The organism is Streptomyces venezuelae (assembly GCF_008642295.1).
Taxonomy (GTDB): domain Bacteria; phylum Actinomycetota; class Actinomycetes; order Streptomycetales; family Streptomycetaceae; genus Streptomyces; species Streptomyces venezuelae_C.
In genome coordinates, this window is the sequence record NZ_CP029190.1 from 4,582,395 (window position 1) to 4,598,508 (window position 16,114).

At 72.7% G+C, this 16,114-nt stretch carries 14 protein-coding genes; 7 read left to right on the forward strand and 7 right to left on the reverse strand.

Annotation, left to right across the window (positions count from 1 at the left end):
• Nucleotides 1-140: 140 nt before the first annotated feature.
• Nucleotides 141-1,247 carry a hypothetical protein gene (locus tag DEJ50_RS20530; RefSeq protein ID WP_150209421.1) on the reverse strand — a complete coding sequence of 369 codons (1,107 nt, stop codon included), beginning with the start codon at nt 1,245-1,247 and terminating at the stop codon, nt 141-143.
• A gap of 80 nt (nt 1,248-1,327) precedes the next feature.
• On the opposite strand from DEJ50_RS20530, the gene DEJ50_RS20535 reads away from it, so the two are divergent.
• A complete protein-coding gene (locus DEJ50_RS20535) occupies nt 1,328-2,476 on the forward strand; it encodes a cystathionine gamma-synthase (RefSeq protein WP_150209422.1) in 1,149 nt (382 codons plus the stop codon).
• Between the two features lie 652 nt (nt 2,477-3,128).
• Here DEJ50_RS20535 and DEJ50_RS20540 read toward each other — a convergent pair.
• Genes DEJ50_RS20540 through DEJ50_RS20550 form a run of 3 tightly spaced genes read right to left on the reverse strand, consistent with a single transcriptional unit; the run spans nt 3,129 to nt 4,399 of the window.
• Nucleotides 3,129-3,380 carry a hypothetical protein gene (locus DEJ50_RS20540; RefSeq protein ID WP_150209423.1) on the reverse strand — a complete coding sequence of 84 codons (252 nt, stop codon included), beginning with the start codon at nt 3,378-3,380 and terminating at the stop codon, nt 3,129-3,131.
• Nucleotides 3,377-3,835 carry an RNA polymerase sigma factor gene (locus DEJ50_RS20545; protein WP_223837840.1) on the reverse strand — a complete coding sequence of 153 codons (459 nt, stop codon included), beginning with the start codon at nt 3,833-3,835 and terminating at the stop codon, nt 3,377-3,379. Before DEJ50_RS20545 ends, DEJ50_RS20540 begins: the two co-directional genes overlap by 4 nt.
• 33 nt (nt 3,836-3,868) lie before the next feature.
• Nucleotides 3,869-4,399 (reverse strand): MarR family winged helix-turn-helix transcriptional regulator, encoded by a 531-nt coding sequence (locus DEJ50_RS20550; RefSeq protein ID WP_223837841.1) that lies wholly within the window; start codon nt 4,397-4,399, stop codon nt 3,869-3,871.
• A gap of 408 nt (nt 4,400-4,807) precedes the next feature.
• Between DEJ50_RS20550 and ilvA the strand changes: the two genes are divergently transcribed.
• The 3 genes from ilvA to DEJ50_RS20565 all read left to right on the forward strand — a co-directional run bounded on the left by ilvA (nt 4,808) and on the right by DEJ50_RS20565 (nt 8,016).
• On the forward strand, nt 4,808-6,040 hold the full coding sequence (gene ilvA, locus DEJ50_RS20555; protein WP_150209424.1) for a threonine ammonia-lyase: 1,233 nt from the start codon (nt 4,808-4,810) through the stop codon (nt 6,038-6,040).
• A 120-nt stretch (nt 6,041-6,160) separates the two neighbouring features.
• A complete protein-coding gene (locus DEJ50_RS20560) occupies nt 6,161-7,123 on the forward strand; it encodes an ATP-binding cassette domain-containing protein (protein ID WP_150209425.1) in 963 nt (320 codons plus the stop codon).
• 89 nt (nt 7,124-7,212) lie between these two features.
• Nucleotides 7,213-8,016, forward strand: coding sequence for an ABC transporter permease (locus tag DEJ50_RS20565; protein ID WP_150212249.1), 804 nt, complete (start codon nt 7,213-7,215; stop codon nt 8,014-8,016).
• Between the two features lie 120 nt (nt 8,017-8,136).
• Here DEJ50_RS20565 and greA read toward each other — a convergent pair whose 3' ends face one another.
• Entirely contained in the window at nt 8,137-8,634 is a 498-nt protein-coding gene (gene greA, locus DEJ50_RS20570) for a transcription elongation factor GreA (RefSeq protein ID WP_150209426.1), read from the reverse strand.
• Nucleotides 8,635-8,851: 217 nt separating this feature from the next.
• Nucleotides 8,852-9,265 carry a DUF4307 domain-containing protein gene (locus tag DEJ50_RS20575; RefSeq protein WP_150209427.1) on the reverse strand — a complete coding sequence of 138 codons (414 nt, stop codon included), beginning with the start codon at nt 9,263-9,265 and terminating at the stop codon, nt 8,852-8,854.
• A 95-nt stretch (nt 9,266-9,360) separates the two neighbouring features.
• Between DEJ50_RS20575 and mca the strand changes: the two genes are divergently transcribed.
• Nucleotides 9,361-10,242, forward strand: a complete 882-nt coding sequence (gene mca, locus DEJ50_RS20580) for a mycothiol conjugate amidase Mca (RefSeq protein WP_150209428.1) — start codon at nt 9,361-9,363, stop codon at nt 10,240-10,242.
• 2 nt (nt 10,243-10,244) lie between these two features.
• Entirely contained in the window at nt 10,245-10,475 is a 231-nt protein-coding gene (locus DEJ50_RS20585; protein ID WP_150209429.1) for a hypothetical protein, read from the forward strand.
• Nucleotides 10,476-10,825: 350 nt separating this feature from the next.
• Here the strand turns inward: DEJ50_RS20585 and DEJ50_RS20590 are convergent, their stop codons facing one another.
• Nucleotides 10,826-14,131 (reverse strand): tetratricopeptide repeat protein, encoded by a 3,306-nt coding sequence (locus DEJ50_RS20590; RefSeq protein WP_150209430.1) that lies wholly within the window; start codon nt 14,129-14,131, stop codon nt 10,826-10,828.
• Between the two features lie 303 nt (nt 14,132-14,434).
• Here DEJ50_RS20590 and DEJ50_RS20595 point away from each other — a divergent pair, with 303 nt between their 5' ends.
• Nucleotides 14,435-16,090, forward strand: coding sequence for a recombinase family protein (locus tag DEJ50_RS20595; RefSeq protein WP_150209431.1), 1,656 nt, complete (start codon nt 14,435-14,437; stop codon nt 16,088-16,090).
• The last annotated feature ends 24 nt before the right edge of the window (nt 16,091-16,114 follow it).

Genomic DNA, 16,114 nt, shown 5'->3' on the forward strand with positions numbered 1-16,114 from the left:
GTGTACGTACACCTGTACACCCCATGTGTGAAGCCTGATGAGTATGCAGGCTGCCGTCGGCAGGGGGGAACAGGGTTCCGGCCGCCGCCCCGGGGCTGCCCGCCCCGGGCCGGTGTGGCGGCGGGGCGGCGGCCGGGGGGTCAGCGGGGGAGGGTGGCCGGGGAGCCGCCGTTCGCCTCGTAGCCGCCCACCGCGAGCGCACGGAACACCGCGTACATCTCGGCCGGGTCGGAGCTGTGCGACCAGGGGAGGGCACCCACGCAGCCGTCCACGTGGCGGAGCTGCTCCATGGCCTCCGCCCACCGCTCGCCGTTGACGAGGAAGAAGACCAGCAGGTGGCGGACGTGCGCCAGCATCGGGTCGTCCTGGCGGGCGGAGTGCACCGCGTACAGGGCACCCTCCATCGCGCGGCTCACCACCGCGCTGCCGTAGAAGTTCTGCACCAGCGCGACCTCGGGCAGGTGCTCGTACACCGCGAACAGCGGGAGCGCCGCCAGCAGGGAGCCCTGCGGGGCGCGGGCCGCCGCCGCGTGGGCGAAGGCGTCCGCCTGCTCCCGCGAGCCGTGCCACTTCTCGCACCAGTAGTGCAGCGCCGCGAGGTGCGCGCCGAAGTGCTCCGGCGCCCGGTCCAGCACATTGGCCCACAGCGCGTCGAACTCCGCCGGCGGATAGGCCAGGCCGCGCGCGACCGCGAGCTCCGTGATGTACGGGACGGGGTCGCCCGGCGCCAGCAGGGCCGCCTTCCGGCAGGCGTCCCGGGCCTCCTCCAGGATGATCCGGTGGTCGTCGGAGCCGACCCCGCCGGACTGCCGCCAGGCCTGCTGCACCAGGAACTCGGCGTGCACCTGGGCGCCGCCGGCGTCCTTCTCCGCCTCCAGCCGCCAGGACCGCAGCCACAGCGCGCCGCTGCCGGGCTGCTGCGCCAGCTCCAGGGCCGCCGCCCCGGCGAAGGCCTGGACGCGCTGCCAGCGCTGCTCGCCCTCCTTCGGGGTGCCGGCGAGCAGCTGCGAGGCCGCCTCCCACCGGCCGCTGCCCTGGACCGCGGCGAGGGCGTCCATCAGGTCCTGGTCGGGGCCGGGTACCCGGATGTCGAGCAGTTCCTGCCGTACGAAGCCGTAGTCCGCCGGGTCGGCCGCATCGGGGCTGCCGGGCGCGACCAGGCGCAGGCCGCCGCGCCGGCGCCGTATCCAGGGGCCGAGGACGGCCACCAGCAGGCCGATCGCGATCAGGAACCAGAGAATCTCCATACGGACAAGCGAACCAGACGGACCGGCCCGGAGGCGAATGGCACGGGGGCGAATGGCACGGGGGCGAATAGGCTCTGCCCATGAGCCATGACCACCAGAGCTTCGAGACCCGCGCCATCCATGCGGGCAACACGGCGGACCCGCTGACCGGCGCGGTCGTGCCCCCGATCTACCAGGTGTCCACCTACAAGCAGGACGGCGTCGGGGGCCTGCGCGGCGGATACGAGTACAGCCGCAGCGCCAACCCGACCCGGACGGCGCTGGAGGAGAACCTCGCCGCTCTGGAGGGCGGCCGGCGCGGCCTGGCCTTCGCCTCCGGCCTGGCGGCGGAGGACTGCCTGCTGCGCACGCTGCTCTCCCCGGGCGACCACGTGGTCATCCCGAACGACGCGTACGGCGGCACCTTCCGGCTGTTCGCGAAGGTCGTCTCGCGCTGGGGCGTGGAATGGTCGGTGGCCGACACCTCCGACCCGGCGTCGGTGCGGGCCGCGCTGACCGACCGGACGAAGGTCATCTGGGTGGAGACCCCGTCGAACCCGCTGCTCGGGATCACCGACATCGCGGTGGTCGCGGAGATCGCGCGGTCGGCGGGCGCGAAGCTGGTCGTCGACAACACCTTCGCCTCCCCCTACCTCCAGCAGCCGCTGGCGCTGGGCGCGGACGTGGTCGTGCACTCGCTGACCAAGTACATGGGCGGGCACTCGGACGTGGTGGGCGGCGCGCTGGTCACCGCGGACGCGGCGCTGGGCGAGGAACTGGCCTACCACCAGAACGCGATGGGCGCGGTGGCCGGGCCGTTCGACTCGTGGATCGTGCTGCGGGGCATCAAGACGCTGGCCGTCCGGATGGACCGGCACAGCGAGAACGCCACCCGCGTCGCGGAGATGCTGACCCGGCACCCGAAGGTGACGCGGGTCCTGTACCCGGGGCTTCCGGAGCACCCGGGGCACGAGATCGCGGCCAAGCAGATGCGGTCCTTCGGCGGCATGATCTCGTTCCAGGTCGCTGGCGGCGAGGAGGCGGCGGTCGAGGTCTGCAACCGCGCGAAGCTGTTCACGCTGGGCGAGTCCCTCGGCGGGGTCGAGTCCCTGATCGAGCACCCGGGCCGGATGACGCACGCCTCGGCGGCGGGCTCGGCACTGGAGGTCCCCTCGGACCTGGTCCGCCTGTCGGTGGGCATCGAGTCGGCGGACGACCTGCTGGCGGACCTCACCCAGTCGTTGGGCTAAAGCGCCATGGGCTAAAGCGCCCGGCTGCCGGAACCCCCGGGCCGGCACCCTGGGCCTGCGGCCCGGCGGGTTACGGCGCGGGGCCCGGCCCCGGCTCCGCTTGGCTGGGCCTTCGGCCCGCGTGCGGGGGTGCCGGCCCGGCACCGCCTGCCCGGGCCTTCGGCCCGGCGGGTTGTGGTGCGCGGGAGTGCGGCCCCGGCGCCGCCGCCTGGCTGGGCCTGCGGCCCGGGCCCGCTGCCGGCGGGCGGGGGGCCGGCCCGGTGCCGACTGCCCGGGCCCTCGGCCCGCGGGCAGGGTGTCGGCCCGGCACGGGGCCCGGCTGCGCCTGGGCCTTCGGCCCGCCAACGACCGCCCGGGCCTCGGCCCCGGTGGGTTGTGGCGTGGGGCCCGGTCCCGGAACCGGCGCCCGACCCGGGCCTTCGGTCCGGTGGGTTGTCACGCGGGGCTCGGCCCCGGCGCCGCCGTCCGGCTGCCGGGTACCCAGGGGGCTGCGCCCCGGGCCTCCGGCCCGGTACCGCCTGCCTGCGCCCGGGCCCGCCCACGGGCTTGCCGTCCGGGGCCGAAGGCCCGCCAACGACCGCCCGGGCCTGCGGCCCGGTGGGTTGTGGCGGGGGCCCGGCCCCGGCGCCCGGCTGCGCCCCGGGCCCCTGGGTTACCAGGATTCCAGGGGTGGGGCGATTTGTTGGGAGGGTGGGGTCCAGGGTTCCGTCAGGATGGCCCAGACCGTGAAGGCCACCGCCGCCGTCAGCAGCAGCCACCAGCCCACCCGGCGCAGCCTGCGCCGTCGCCGGAGCAGCTTCGTGCCGCGCATGGCGGCGTCCGAGGCGAGGCCCGGCGGGACCGCCGGGTGCGGTCCGTCCAGCATCCGCCGGACATCGCGCTCCTTGGGGTCGGGGGCGCTCACGCCGCCACCCCCCGCTCCCGCGCCCGCAGGGCGGCAATCGCGCGGCCCCGCAGCGTCCGCAGGCGTTCCACCGGCAGCCCCAGCTGCGCCGCGGCCTGCGCCTCGGCCACGCCCTCGTACACCACCAGCACGATCACCAGCCGCTGCTGCGGCCGGAGCCGGGACAGCGGACCCCCGCGCCCGCGATGGTGGCGCCAGGCCGTGCGGGCGAAGGCGGCGCACAGCTCCTGCCGGGTGTGGTCGTACGGGTCGTCGCCCCGCAGCCGCGGCCAGTCGGCGAACGTCCGGGCCAGCGCACCGGCCAGCAACTGCCGGGCCGCCGCGCTCTCGCCGTCCGGTTCTGCCGTCAGCAGCATGGCCACATGCAGGAGCCGGCCCGCCGCCCCCGCGACGAAGGCCTCGAACTCCCGTTGGGCGGCGGGGATTTCGTGAGCTGTCGGTGTCGGCCCGTTCACACCCTCATAGTGCGGGCAGCCCGGCCGCCCGGGTCAAGAGGTCGGACCGCCCTCGGAGGCCGCTCCCATCAGGTCCGACAGCGACAGGTTGAAGCGGGTGAGCAGCGCGGTGAAGGACTCGCGCTCCTCTTCGGTCCAGCCGTCCGTCACCCGGGCCATCAATTCGCGGCGGGAGGAACGTACTTCCTCCAGACGGGCGAGGCCGCGCGGGGACAGCGCCAGGACCACGGCGCGGCCGTCCTCCGGGTGCGAGGTCCGCTTCACCAGGCCGGTGTCCACCAGCGGGGCGACCTGCCGGGTCACGGTGGAGGAGTCGATGCCCATGCCGCCGGCCAGCGCCTTCACGCCCATCGGGCCTTCCAGGTCGAGCCGGTTGAGCAGCAGGTAGGCGGCGCGGTCCATCGAGTTGCGGGCCTGGCCGACCCCGCCGAGGCGGGTCTGCTCGGCCCGGCGGGCGAAGAGCGCGACCTGGTGCTGGAGCGCGTCGAGGAGGCCGGCTCCGGCGGGAGTTCCGTCGGGCGCCGCGGGCGCCGGCAGCTCGGGATTGGCCGGGGTGGAGGACATGGCCGTGGGCTCTCTTCACATGGGGCCGACAAGGATGGGGGACAGCGTACGCGGCCGGACTGTGGCCCGTATGCGTCGTGCCAGAACTGGCGGTGCCGGATCCGGCACGTACGGCAAGCCCGCCGGTCCCGGGCCGTGCCGGGGGCAAGTGTGCGGGAGTTTTCGTTGGGCGGGTAAGCCGTTCCGTATGGCGAGATCCGGTCGGTCCCGCCCGGTCCGCGTCCACCGCCGCTCCTCTCCCCGGCCCTCGCCCCGGTCCCCTCCGCGGGCCGACGGCCGGGCTGACGGCCGGTCCGGCCGCAGACCGGCACCGACCCGCCGCCGGTTCGCCCGCGGCGCGGACTGGCCCGCCGCCGGCCCGGCCGTCGGCTCGCGTCGCGACCCCCTGCGGGCTGCGAGACTGGCGGCATGAACTACCGCGTGCCCGAGCCCGTCCCCCAGGTGATCCTCGACGACGTCCGGGGGGCGCAGAAGATGCTCTCCGGGGTCGCGCGGATGACCCCCATGGAGGGCAGCCGGCACCTGTCCGCGCTCACCGGCTCCCCGGTCCACCTCAAGTGCGAGAACCTCCAGCGCACCGGCTCCTTCAAGCTGCGCGGAGCGTACGTACGGATCGCCTGCCTGCGCCCCGAGCAGCGCGCCGCCGGGGTGGTGGCGGCCAGCGCCGGCAATCATGCGCAGGGCGTGGCCCTCGCCTCCTCCCTGCTCGGGGTCCGGTCCACCGTGTTCATGCCGGTCGGGGCCCCGCTGCCGAAGGTGGCCGCGACCCGTGAGTACGGGGCCGAGGTGCGGCTGCACGGCCAGGTCGTGGACGAGACCCTGGCGGCGGCCGAGGAGTACGCGGAGCGGACCGGGGCGGTGTTCATCCACCCCTTCGACCACCGCGACATCATCGCGGGCCAGGGCACGGTGGGCCTGGAGATCCTGGAGCAGTGCCCGGAGGTGCGGACCATCCTGGTCGGCATCGGCGGCGGCGGGCTGGCCGCCGGCATCGCGGTGGCGGTCAAGGCGCTGCGCCCGGACGTCCAGGTGATCGGCGTACAGGCGGCGGGCGCGGCGGCCTATCCGCCGTCGCTGGCCGTCGGCCACCCGGTGTCCATCGACAACCCCAGCACCATGGCCGACGGCATCAAGGTGGGGCGTCCGGGGGACGTGCCCTTCCGGATCATCGGCGAGCTGCTGGACGACGTCCGTACGGTGTCCGAGGACGCCCTGTCCAGCGCCCTGCTGCTCTGCATGGAGCGGGCCAAGCTGGTGGTGGAACCGGCCGGTTGCAGTCCGGTGGCGGCGCTGCTCAGCGAGCCGGAGCGGTACGGCAAGGGGCCGGTGGTCGCGGTGCTGTCCGGCGGCAACGTGGATCCGCTGCTGCTCCAGCGCATCCTGCGGCACGGCATGGCGGCGGCCGGCCGCTACCTCTCGCTGCGGCTGCGGGTGGCGGACCGGCCGGGGGCGCTCGCGGGACTTCTGGGTGTGCTGTCAGTGGTGGATGCGAATGTATTGGACGTGAGCCACGTCCGGACCGACCCGCGGCTGGGGCTCACGGAGGTGGAGGTGGAGCTGCACCTGGAGACCAAGGGGCCGGAACACTGCACGGAGGTCGCCCGGGCCCTGCACACTGCCGGATACCTCGTCATGAGCTGAGCTGAGCAGCAGGCGGTGGCGAGGATGCCGTATGTCGTCCATGTGGGGGTCCTGGGGGTATCTCGGTGCTCCCCATAGGATTTGCGCAGGAAACACCCGATTCACGCTGGGAGAATCCATATGCCAGGCGCGATCTACGCCGAAGGTCTGGTGAAGACCTTCGGTGATGTGCGGGCCCTGGACGGGGTGGACCTCGATGTACCCGAGGGAACCGTCCTGGGCCTGCTCGGCCCCAACGGAGCGGGAAAGACCACCACCGTCCGGGTCCTGACCACCCTCCTCCAGCCCGACAGCGGAAAAGCCACCGTCGCCGGGATCGATGTACTGAAGCACCCCAACGAGGTCCGGCGCTCGATAGGCCTCTCCGGCCAGTTCGCGGCCGTCGACGAATACCTCACCGGCCGCGAGAACCTCCAGATGGTCGGCCGGCTCTACCAGATGAGCTCCAAGGCGGCGAAGGCCCGCGCGGCCGAGCTGCTCGAACGCTTCAACCTCGCCGATGCCGCCGACCGGACCGCCAAGACCTACTCGGGCGGTATGCGCCGCCGCCTCGACCTCGCCGCCGCGCTGGTCGTCCGCCCGCCGGTGATGTTCATGGACGAGCCGACCACCGGCCTCGACCCCCGCAACCGGCAGGCCCTGTGGGAGGTCATCGAGGAACTGGTGGCCGGCGGCACCACCCTGCTGCTCACCACCCAGTACCTGGAGGAGGCCGACCGCCTCGCCCACGACATCTGCGTGGTCGACCACGGCCGGGTCATCGCCCGCGGCACCTCGGACCAGCTCAAGGCCCAGACGGGCGGCGAGCGGGTGGAGGTCGTGGTGCACGATCCGGCGCACATCCCGGCCGCCCGCACCGTCCTGTCCGGCTTCGGCAAGGGCGAGACCACGGTCGAGGAGCACACCCGCAAGCTCACCGTCCCGGTGAGCGGTGGCGCCAAGCTGCTCGCCGAGGTCATCCGCGATCTGGACGGGCAGGGCATCGAGATCGACGACATCGGGCTGCGCCGCCCGACCCTCGACGACGTGTTCATCTCCCTCACCGGTCATGCGACCGCGCTCACCGAGGAGGCGGCCACGTGACCGTCACCAAAGACACCTCCGGCGACACGGCCGCCGGAAGGCCTGCGTCCGCGTCCCCGTCCGCGTCCGCGTCCCGGCCGCGCGGCGGGGTGGTCCAGTCGGTCAGCGACTCGCTGGTCATCGCCCAGCGCAATCTCATCCGGATGTCCCGCATCCCCGAGATGATCATCTTCGGTGTGATCCAGCCGGTGATGTTCGTCGTGCTCTTCAGCTACGTCTTCGGCGGTTCGATCAGTGTGGGCGGCAACACCTCGCCGCAGGCATACCGGGAGTTCCTGATGGCGGGCATCTTCGCCCAGACGGTCACCTTCGCCACGGCCGGCGCGGGCGCCGGTATCGCCGACGACATGCACAAGGGCCTGATCGACCGCTTCCGGTCGCTGCCCATGGCCCGCGGCGCGGTACTGACCGGGCGGACCCTGGCGGACCTGGTGCAGACCACCCTCACCCTGGTGGTGCTGGCGGTCGTCGCGCTGCTCGTCGGCTGGCGCACCCACGAGAGCATCCCCGAGGTGCTGGCCGGCTTCGCCCTGCTGCTGCTCCTGGGGTATGCGTTCTCCTGGATCGGGGCGCTGATCGGCCTGTCGGTGCGTACTCCGGAGGCGGCCACCTCGGGCGGCCTGATCTGGCTCTTCCCGCTGACGTTCATCTCGATCGCCTTCGTCCCCTCCGACAACATGCCGACGTTCCTGCGGCACATCGCGGAGTGGAATCCGTTCAGCGCGACCGTCCAGGCGGCCCGGGAGCTGTTCGGCAACCTGCCACCGGGGTACCAGGCGCCGGACGCCTGGCCGATGCAGCACCCGGTGCTCGCGTCGGTCCTCTGGTCCGTACTGATCGTCGTGGTCTTCCGGACCCTGGCGGTCCGCAAGTACCGCTCGGCCACCGCCTGACCGTCCCGGTCCGTGCGGTGTATCCGGTACGCGCCGGATATGCGAAGGCCCCCACCGGCAGGGTGGGGGCCTTCGTGTTCCGGTTCCGGGTGCGCGGAAGAGGAGTGAGAAGAGGGGTGATCAGCCGGTGAAGGGCTTGACGCCGAGGATCCGGACCGAGGCCGTCTTGCCGTTCGGCAGCTCGTACGCGGCGTCCTCGCCGATCTTCTTGCCCATGACGCCGGAGCCCAGCGGGGACTGCGGCGAGTACGTCTCGAAGTCCGAGGACGCGTACTCGCGCGAGGCCAGCAGGAACTCCATCGTGTCGTCCGGGTCGCCGTCGAAGGCGATGGTCACGACCGTGCCGGGCGCGACGACCCCGTCGGACGCGGGCGCCGTGCCGACCTTGGCGTTCTCCAGGAGCTGGGTGAGCTGGCGGACGCGCAGTTCCTGCTTGCCCTGCTCTTCCTTCGCCGCGTGGTAACCGCCGTTCTCCCGGAGGTCACCCTCCTCGCGGGCAGCCGCGATCTTGGTGGCGATCTCCGTACGTGCGGGACCAGACAGGTACTCCAGCTCGGCCTTGAGCTGGTCGTACGCCTCCTGGGTCAGCCAGGTGACGTTCTCGCTCGTCTGGGTCACAGGTGCTCCTCGTCGGTACAGGGGACTTCATGGCCGCGCATGCGATGGGGCAGTGCGGGCGAAACCACGAGCCTAACAATTCGGGAAGAAAAGGGGGAGGACACCGTGTGTATGAAGTGTGTCATTGCCGGTCGCCGCACGGCCGTCGCCCGGTTCGTGCGCTGCTCCGGACGGGTGTTCCGACGGTGCTCAGGACGGGCGGGGGCGCTTCCCGAGGTCAGCGGGCCGAGCCGGCCGGCTGGCAGCCGACGAGCTCGATCATGGTCGCCCGGCCCGTGGTCTTCAGGGAGACCAACTCGTCGAGGCGCTTCTCCGGCCGGTCGAAGGTGAAATCGGCCCGGCCGACCTCGGCGTGGTCCTTGTCCTGGGAGCTCAGGGTGCAGACGCCGGCGACCCCGGCCTCCTTGCGGATCTCCAGGTGGACCTGCACCTCGGAGTCCGACACCACGTCGTACTTGATCACCTCGGCGCTGACGGTCTGCCCGGCCACGTAGTCCCAGCCGATCCAGCCGACCACACCCAGCAGGGCCACACCCAGCACGGATCCGACGATCTTGAGCTTGCGGTCCGCACTCGCGTCCGCGGAACGGCCGTACCGGCCCTCGGGCAGGCCCTCTCGCACCGAGCTCATGATCGATCCTCTCCTCCGGGGCCCCGGAATTTTCCGTCCCCCGATTCGGTCACTATAGAAGTCGCCTGTCGTGCCGAATCACAGAGGATCCCGTCTTGACCGAGCAGCTTCGACTGATGGCCGTCCATGCCCACCCCGACGACGAGTCGAGCAAGGGTGCGGCCACCATGGCCAAGTACGTGTCCGAAGGGGTACCCGTGCTCGTCGTCACCTGCACCGGTGGTGAGCGCGGCTCGATCCTGAACCCCAAGCTCCAGGGCGACAAGTACATCGAGGAGAACATCCACGAGGTGCGTCGCAAGGAGATGGACGAGGCCCGCGAGATCCTCGGCGTCGACCAGGAATGGCTGGGCTACATCGACTCCGGCCTGCCCGAGGGCGACCCGCTGCCGCCGCTGCCCGAGGGCTGCTTCGCCCTGGAGGACGTGGACGAGGCCGCCGGCCGCCTGGTGCGCAAGATCCGCGCCTTCCGGCCGCAGGTCATCACCACGTACGACGAGAACGGCGGCTACCCGCACCCCGACCACATCATGACCCACAAGATCACGATGGTGGCCTTCGACGGTGCGGCGGACACCGAGAAGTACCCGGAGGCCGAGTTCGGGGCGGCCTACCAGCCGCAGAAGCTCTACTACAACCAGGGCTTCAACAAGCCGCGCACCATCGCGCTGCACAACGCGCTGCTGGACCGCGGCATGGAATCCCCCTACGGGGAATGGCTGGAGCGCTGGAAGGAGTTCGAGCGCAAGGAGCGGACCCTGACCACGCACGTGCCGTGCGCGGAGTTCTTCGAGATCCGTGACAAGGCGCTGATCGCGCACGCCACCCAGATCGACCCCGACGGCGGCTGGTTCCGCGTCCCGATGGACATCCAGAAGGAGGTCTGGCCCACGGAGGAGTACGAGCTGGCGAAGTCGCTCGTCGACACTTCCCTCCCCGAGGACGACCTCTTCGCGGGCATCCGGGAGAATGCGTAGCCATGAGCGCTACGCAGGCAGCTGTGACCCACTTCCTTCCGCTGGCCGCCGACACCTTCGACAAGAACAAGGTGACGCCGGGCGTCCTCGGCTTCCTCGTGTTCGCGGCACTCGCCGTGGGCGTGTGGGCCCTGATGAAGTCGATGAACCGCCACATGGGCCGCGTCGACTTCGAGGAGGCCCCGGCGACGGCGAAGGCCGCCGCCCCGGCCCCGGACCAGCCGAAGGCCTAACCCACTCGGCGCGCACCCGCCGGCCCGGCCCGCCCCGGAAAACGGGTGGGCCGGCGGGCCGCCGCGCGTGCCACTTCGTCCTGGACGGGGCCGACGCGGGGTACGTTCGGGTGCCCGACGTGCCCGACGTGCCCGACGTGCCCGACGTGCCACGGACCCTGTGGCCGCCGGTGGCCCGGCCTGCGGGCCCGGAGCCCGGGGCCCAGGGCTCAGGGCCCGGCCTCGCGGCCCGGAGCCCCGGGCGGTCGGTGCTCGGACGGCGCGGCCTGCGGCCCGGAGTCCGCGGCGCGGAGTCCGCAGCCCGGGGCGGTCGGGCTCCCGAAGGGGCGGCCCGCAGGGCGGGGTGGGGGTCAGCTCGAAGGGGTTGGTACCGGGACTCCCATGATCTCCCGCGAGTGCCGGTTCGGAACCATCTGCAGGCGCCACGCCTGCCAGCCCTCCGCCGGGTCCACCCCCCGCCCCAGGATCAGCGCGTACGCCTCCGCGCAGTCCTCCAGCCGCGGGTCCCGCAGCGGATGCGGCGCCGCGGTGAGCTCGGCCAGCTCACGGCCGGCCGCCTCCGCCTCGCCCGCGTACGGCAGCAGCGTGCACCGCAGGAAACGCGCCCAGTCCTCGCCCCGCCGGTCCCCGTACGAGGCGAACAGCCGGGCCGCCTCCTCGCACAGCGCCAGCGCCTGCGGGGTCCGCGCGTTGCCGGCGTCCACCACCGCCAGCTCCAGCGCGGTCCACCCCTCGCCGTGCGCCAGCCCGATCCGCTGGAAGTCCGCCTTCGCGTCCACCAGCAGCTGCCGGGCGAAACCCGAATTCCGCAGGTTGCCGGTCTGCGCCGCGCGCTGGTCGCGGGTCACCCGGCCCGAATGGTGCCGGGCGCACGCCAGCCCGTACACGTCCCGCATCCGCGAGAACATCGTCCGCGCCCGCTCCAGCTCCCGCACCGCCGGGTCCCGCTCGCCCCGCTCCTCCAGCGCCTGCCCCAGGTAGTACAGCGACCACGCCTCGCCCCGCGCGTCCTCCGCCTCCCGGTGCCGCGCCTGCGCCTCCCGCAGCCGGTCCGCCGCCTCCGCTGGGTCCCCGCCCACCAGCCGGGCCCGCCCCAGCTGGGTCAGCGCCCACGCCTCGCCGCGGGCGTCGCGCGTCCGCCCGTACAGGTCCAGCGCCAGCCGGAACTCCGACTCGGCCGCCGGGACGTCGTCCATCCGCAGATACACCTGCCCGCGCTGGAAATGCGCCCACGCCTCCCCGTGTACGCTCTCGCTCTCCCGGTGCAGGGCCAGGGACTCCTTCAGCAGCGACAGCGCCTCCGCCAGATGCGCCAGATCCCGCTCCACCGCCGCCAGCGCGTGCATCGCCCAGGCCCGGTCGCCCGCCAGCTCCCGGTCCGCCTGCATCGCGATCGCCTCGCGGATCTTCGCGCCCGCCTCCGGCAGGTGCCCCTGGTGGTGCAGGGTGATCCCCAGCGAGACCAGTGCGCGCGCTGCGCCCGCCTGCTGATTGGCCTCCCGGAACCGGTCCACCACCTCCGTGAGCGTGGTCCGCGCCTTGTCCAGCTCACCGAGCTGGCGCGCCGCGATGCCGGTGCGCCACTGCACCGACCGCACCAGCAGCCCCTGGCCGGCCTCCACCGCCTGGGTCAGCTCGTTGATCTCGCCCAGCCGGTACAGGTCCCCGCGCAGCAGGCAGTAGTCGCACAGGGCCCCCAGCAGGTCCAGTACCGCCCGCTGGTCCACCCCCTCGGTGTGCCGCAGTGCCGCGGTGATGAAGCTCGACTCCTCGTCCAGCCAGCGCAGTGCCGCGGCCGGCGAACCGAACCCGTGGCCGTCGAACTGGTTCGCCCGGGTCGAGGTCTTCCCGTCCACCATGCGGATCACCGCGTCGGCGAGCTGCGCATAGTTGCGGATCAGCCGCTCGTGGGCCGCGGCCAGGGCCTCCCGGTCGGTGGCCCGCAGCTGTCTGGAGGCCGCGTACGCGCGCACCACGTCGTGCATCCGGAACCGGTCCCCGCGCACCCGGTCGATCAGACCCGCCCGCCAGAGCTCCTCCAGCGCCTGCCGGGCCGCCGGTTCCGGTACGTCCAGCAGCGCGGCGGCGGCAGCAGCGCCCAGCGAAGCCCGGCCGGCCAGCGGCAGGCGCAGCAGCAGCCGGCCGGCCTGCTCGCCCAGCTCGGCGTCCGCGATCCGCAGCGCCCGCTCGGCCGGCCCGGCTGCGGGCGGCACCCCGGTCCCGCCGCCGGCCCCGGGCCCGCCGGTGCCGGTGCCGTTCCCGGGCTCCGCCCCCGCCCCGGCGCGCATCGCCTCCGCCAGGCCGCCGGCGTCCCGCCGGGCCAGCAGCGGGCCCAGCATCCGCAGCGCGAGCGGCAGCCCGCCCGCCGCCTCGGCGACGGCCGCCTCCGGACCCCCGGCCGTCGCCCCGTCCGGTCCCGTCGCCCCGCGCACCCCCTGCACACCCGACCTGACCAGCTCGGCCGCCTCCGCGGCCGGCAGCCGCGCCACCTCCAGCCGGTGCACCCAGGCCGGCAGGTCCGCCGGCAGCTCCAGCGGCTCCCGGCAGGTCACCAGCACCAGGGAATCCGACCGCACCGGCAGCAGCGCCCGTACCTGCTCCGCGTCCACCGCATCGTCCAGCACGATCGCCACCGCCAGCCCCTGTACCTGCTGGTGGTACAACTCGCCCAGCCGGCGCGCCTGCTGCTCCGGCGAGGACCGGTCCCGGAACAGCAGCTGCTCCCGCGGCGCACCCAGCCGGTTCAGCAGGTGCAGCAACGCCTCCCGGGTCGGCAGCGGGGCCTCCCCGCCCGGCCGGCCGCCCCGCAGGTCCACCACGCACGCACCCCGGTACTGGTCCCGCAGGTGGTGCGCCACCCGCACCGCAAGCGCCGTCCGGCCCACCCCCGGCTCCCCGTGCAGCAGCACCACCACCGGCCGGGTCTCCGTACTGGCCCGGGCCGCCTGCACCCACTGCGCGATCCGGGTGATCTCCGACCGCCGGCCCGTGAACCCGCCTGACAGTTCCGGCAGTTGACCGAAGCTCTGCTCCAGCACGCTCCGTCGGCGCGCCTCCGCACTGCGGTCCGCCCCGCGCAGCTGCGGGGGCGCGGCCGGCTTCACCGCACGGGACACCCGGGACGCCGCCGCCACCTTCCGCTGCTGCTCCAGAAACGGCCGGATCCCGCGCACCTCCAGCGCCGACAGCCACTGGAGCTTCAACTGCTCCGGCCCGCCCGGCTGGCCCAGCGCCCCGGCCCGGCGGTGCGCGGCCGGCAGGTGGGCCCCCGTCACCTTCGCCACCGTCGCCACCGCCCCGGCCACCCCGACCAGCGCGCCCGCGCCCAGCGAGGGACCCGCCGCCACCCCGAGCGCCAGATCCGCCCCGAAGGCCGCCACCGCGGCAACCGCGGTCACCAGCATGGCCGTGGACGCATCGCCCCGGCGGAACGCGTCCCCGAGCGACTGCTCCCCGGCCGCCGCCGCGTCCAGCGCCCGTACGTACGCCTCGTACTCCACCGCGGCACTCGCCGCCAGCGCGTCCAGCGCCTCCCGGGCCCGGGTCAGCAACGCCTCCCGGTCGATCGCCGGCCCCGCCGCAGCGGCCCGCCGGACTTCCTCGTCGACGGCCCGTACCAGCAGCCGCTCCGCCTCGCTCCGATGGCTGTCCCGCATCAGCATCCCCCTCCGAGCGCTCCGGTAGAGCTCCCCAGTGTCCTGCGCGACCCGCGGGAGCGCGAGGGAATCTGAGCTGGTTCAGAGGTAGTTGAGGCGAAACCGAGAAACCGGAACCACGGCCCTGGGCCCGAGGGGATGGCGCAGGCGCTGCTGGGTTGACCCCCGGGTACGGCGCCGCCCGAGGCGGCTTCGCGAGCGGTACTCGGTGGAGCAGGAATGGATCGTCCCGCACTTTGAGGAAGTAGCGGCCCAGAGTCCACCGCTTCCCTACCATTTCCCCTGAGAGCAGAGGGGGTTGAGGTGCGCGAGGATCAAGCGACGCTGGTCGGGTTGGGGCTCAGCCCTGAGGAACTGGATGCCCTGGGACTGGGCAAGCCCGCGACGGCCGAGCCGTCCGGACTTATGGACGCCTACCTGCGACGAAGCAACAAGAAGGAAGACTTGGCCACGCTGCGGGGGCACTTGCGGGACGTGGTGCGCTGGGCGCAGACGAACGGACTTCAGATCCGGCATGTCTGGTTCGAGCAGCTCTCAGCCTCCAAGTCCTACGTCAGACGCCGGGAGTTCGAGAAGGCCACGCAAGCGATCATGGACGGCAAGTCCAAGACGCTCGGCGTGTGGAAGGCGGACCGCTTCGACCGACGCGGCATGGGGGCCGTGGGTCGGATACTCGACGAGTTCGACCGCCGGCAATCGCGGCTCGTCTCCGTTTCCGAAGGGCTGGACTCATCACAGGGTGGCCGCATGGTCTTCGCGATCCTGAGCGAGCGCGCCAGGGAGGAAGCGAAGGACATGGCGAAACGCGTGAAGATCGGCCATGACTCGCACAAGGCGGAAGGCCGAAGGGGAACGGGCAGGCCCCCGTTCGGTCTGTACAGCGCGCCCGGAAGCGGCAAGGTCGAACCCCATCCCGACGAGTACAGCACAGCCCGCAGGCTGGCGGACCTCTTGCTCGACAGGAAGACGACGAAGGGCACCGCGCACCAACTCAACGAGGAGGGGTACCGGACCCGGAGCGGTGCCACCTGGTCGCCCACGGCGGTGAGCAAGCTGGCTCAGTCCCCGCTCTTCGCCGGCATGGTCCCGGTCCGGCGGCGCAAGACGGACGAGCACGGCAACCCCTTGGACAGTTGGGAGGGGTACGGCGAGCCCCTGCGCAATGAGAGGGGCGAAGTCATCATGTGCGGCACGGGGGTCGTGACGCCGGGCGAGTGGTTCAAGATCAAGGCGTTCATTGCCGAGCGGACCGATGAACGGTGGTCGAAGGGGAAGCCGGAAGCGAAGTATCTGGGCACCGGTAGCTACCGATGCGGGCGGCTACGGGACAAGAAGGGCACGGGGGAGTTTGAGTCATGTGGTGGCTCGATGAGCCACCGTGGCGGACGTTACCGGTGTGAGGTCCGGCAGACGCGGGGCAAGTCCATCTGCGAGGGAGTGGTGACCCTCGCCGACCGCATCGACCACGCGGTCGGACAGGCTTGGGTCCACCACATCACGGCCCTTGAACCCGGTGACCCGGTGGTCATCGAGATGGCCCGCCGGTGGCTCGCCTTCGCGGACCCCGAAACGCAGGCGAAGAAGGACGAGGCTCAGAAGGCCCTTGAGGCGGCTGAGCAGCGTGTGAAGAAGCTCGAAGACGACTTCTACCTGTACGGGAAGATGGACGAAGAGCGCTTCGAGGAGCTGAGCGAAGGGCAGCGCGCCGTTGTCGAGAGCATCACCGCGACCCTTGAGGCATTGGACGCGGAGGCGAACCTCTCGCCCCTCACGCAGATCGGCACCCTGCGTGAGGCATGGGAAGCGGCGGATATGGGGGACAAGCGGATGCTCCTGAAGTGCGCTCTTGGAAAGAAGGGCATCACGGTCAAGCCCGCTGCGCGGCAGGGGGACCACACCCCCATCCTGGAACGGCTTGAGTTCGACTGGTTGTCGAAGAAGGAAACCAGCGAGAAGTGAGTTCGCGCTGGACTCCTACGCAAT

Bases quoted from the DNA above. Each gene is read 5' to 3' on its own strand.
- DEJ50_RS20530 (WP_150209421.1), bottom strand. From the start codon at position 1,247: ATGGAGATTCTCTGGTTCCTGATCGCGATCGGCCTGCTGGTGGCCGTC.
- DEJ50_RS20535 (WP_150209422.1), top strand. From the start codon at position 1,328: ATGAGCCATGACCACCAGAGCTTCGAGACCCGCGCCATCCATGCGGGC.
- DEJ50_RS20550 (WP_223837841.1), bottom strand. From the start codon at position 4,399: ATGTCCTCCACCCCGGCCAATCCCGAGCTGCCGGCGCCCGCGGCGCCC.
- ilvA (WP_150209424.1), top strand. From the start codon at position 4,808: ATGAACTACCGCGTGCCCGAGCCCGTCCCCCAGGTGATCCTCGACGAC.
- DEJ50_RS20560 (WP_150209425.1), top strand. From the start codon at position 6,161: ATGCCAGGCGCGATCTACGCCGAAGGTCTGGTGAAGACCTTCGGTGAT.
- DEJ50_RS20575 (WP_150209427.1), bottom strand. From the start codon at position 9,265: ATGAGCTCGGTGCGAGAGGGCCTGCCCGAGGGCCGGTACGGCCGTTCC.
- DEJ50_RS20585 (WP_150209429.1), top strand. From the start codon at position 10,245: ATGAGCGCTACGCAGGCAGCTGTGACCCACTTCCTTCCGCTGGCCGCC.
- DEJ50_RS20590 (WP_150209430.1), bottom strand. From the start codon at position 14,131: ATGCGGGACAGCCATCGGAGCGAGGCGGAGCGGCTGCTGGTACGGGCC.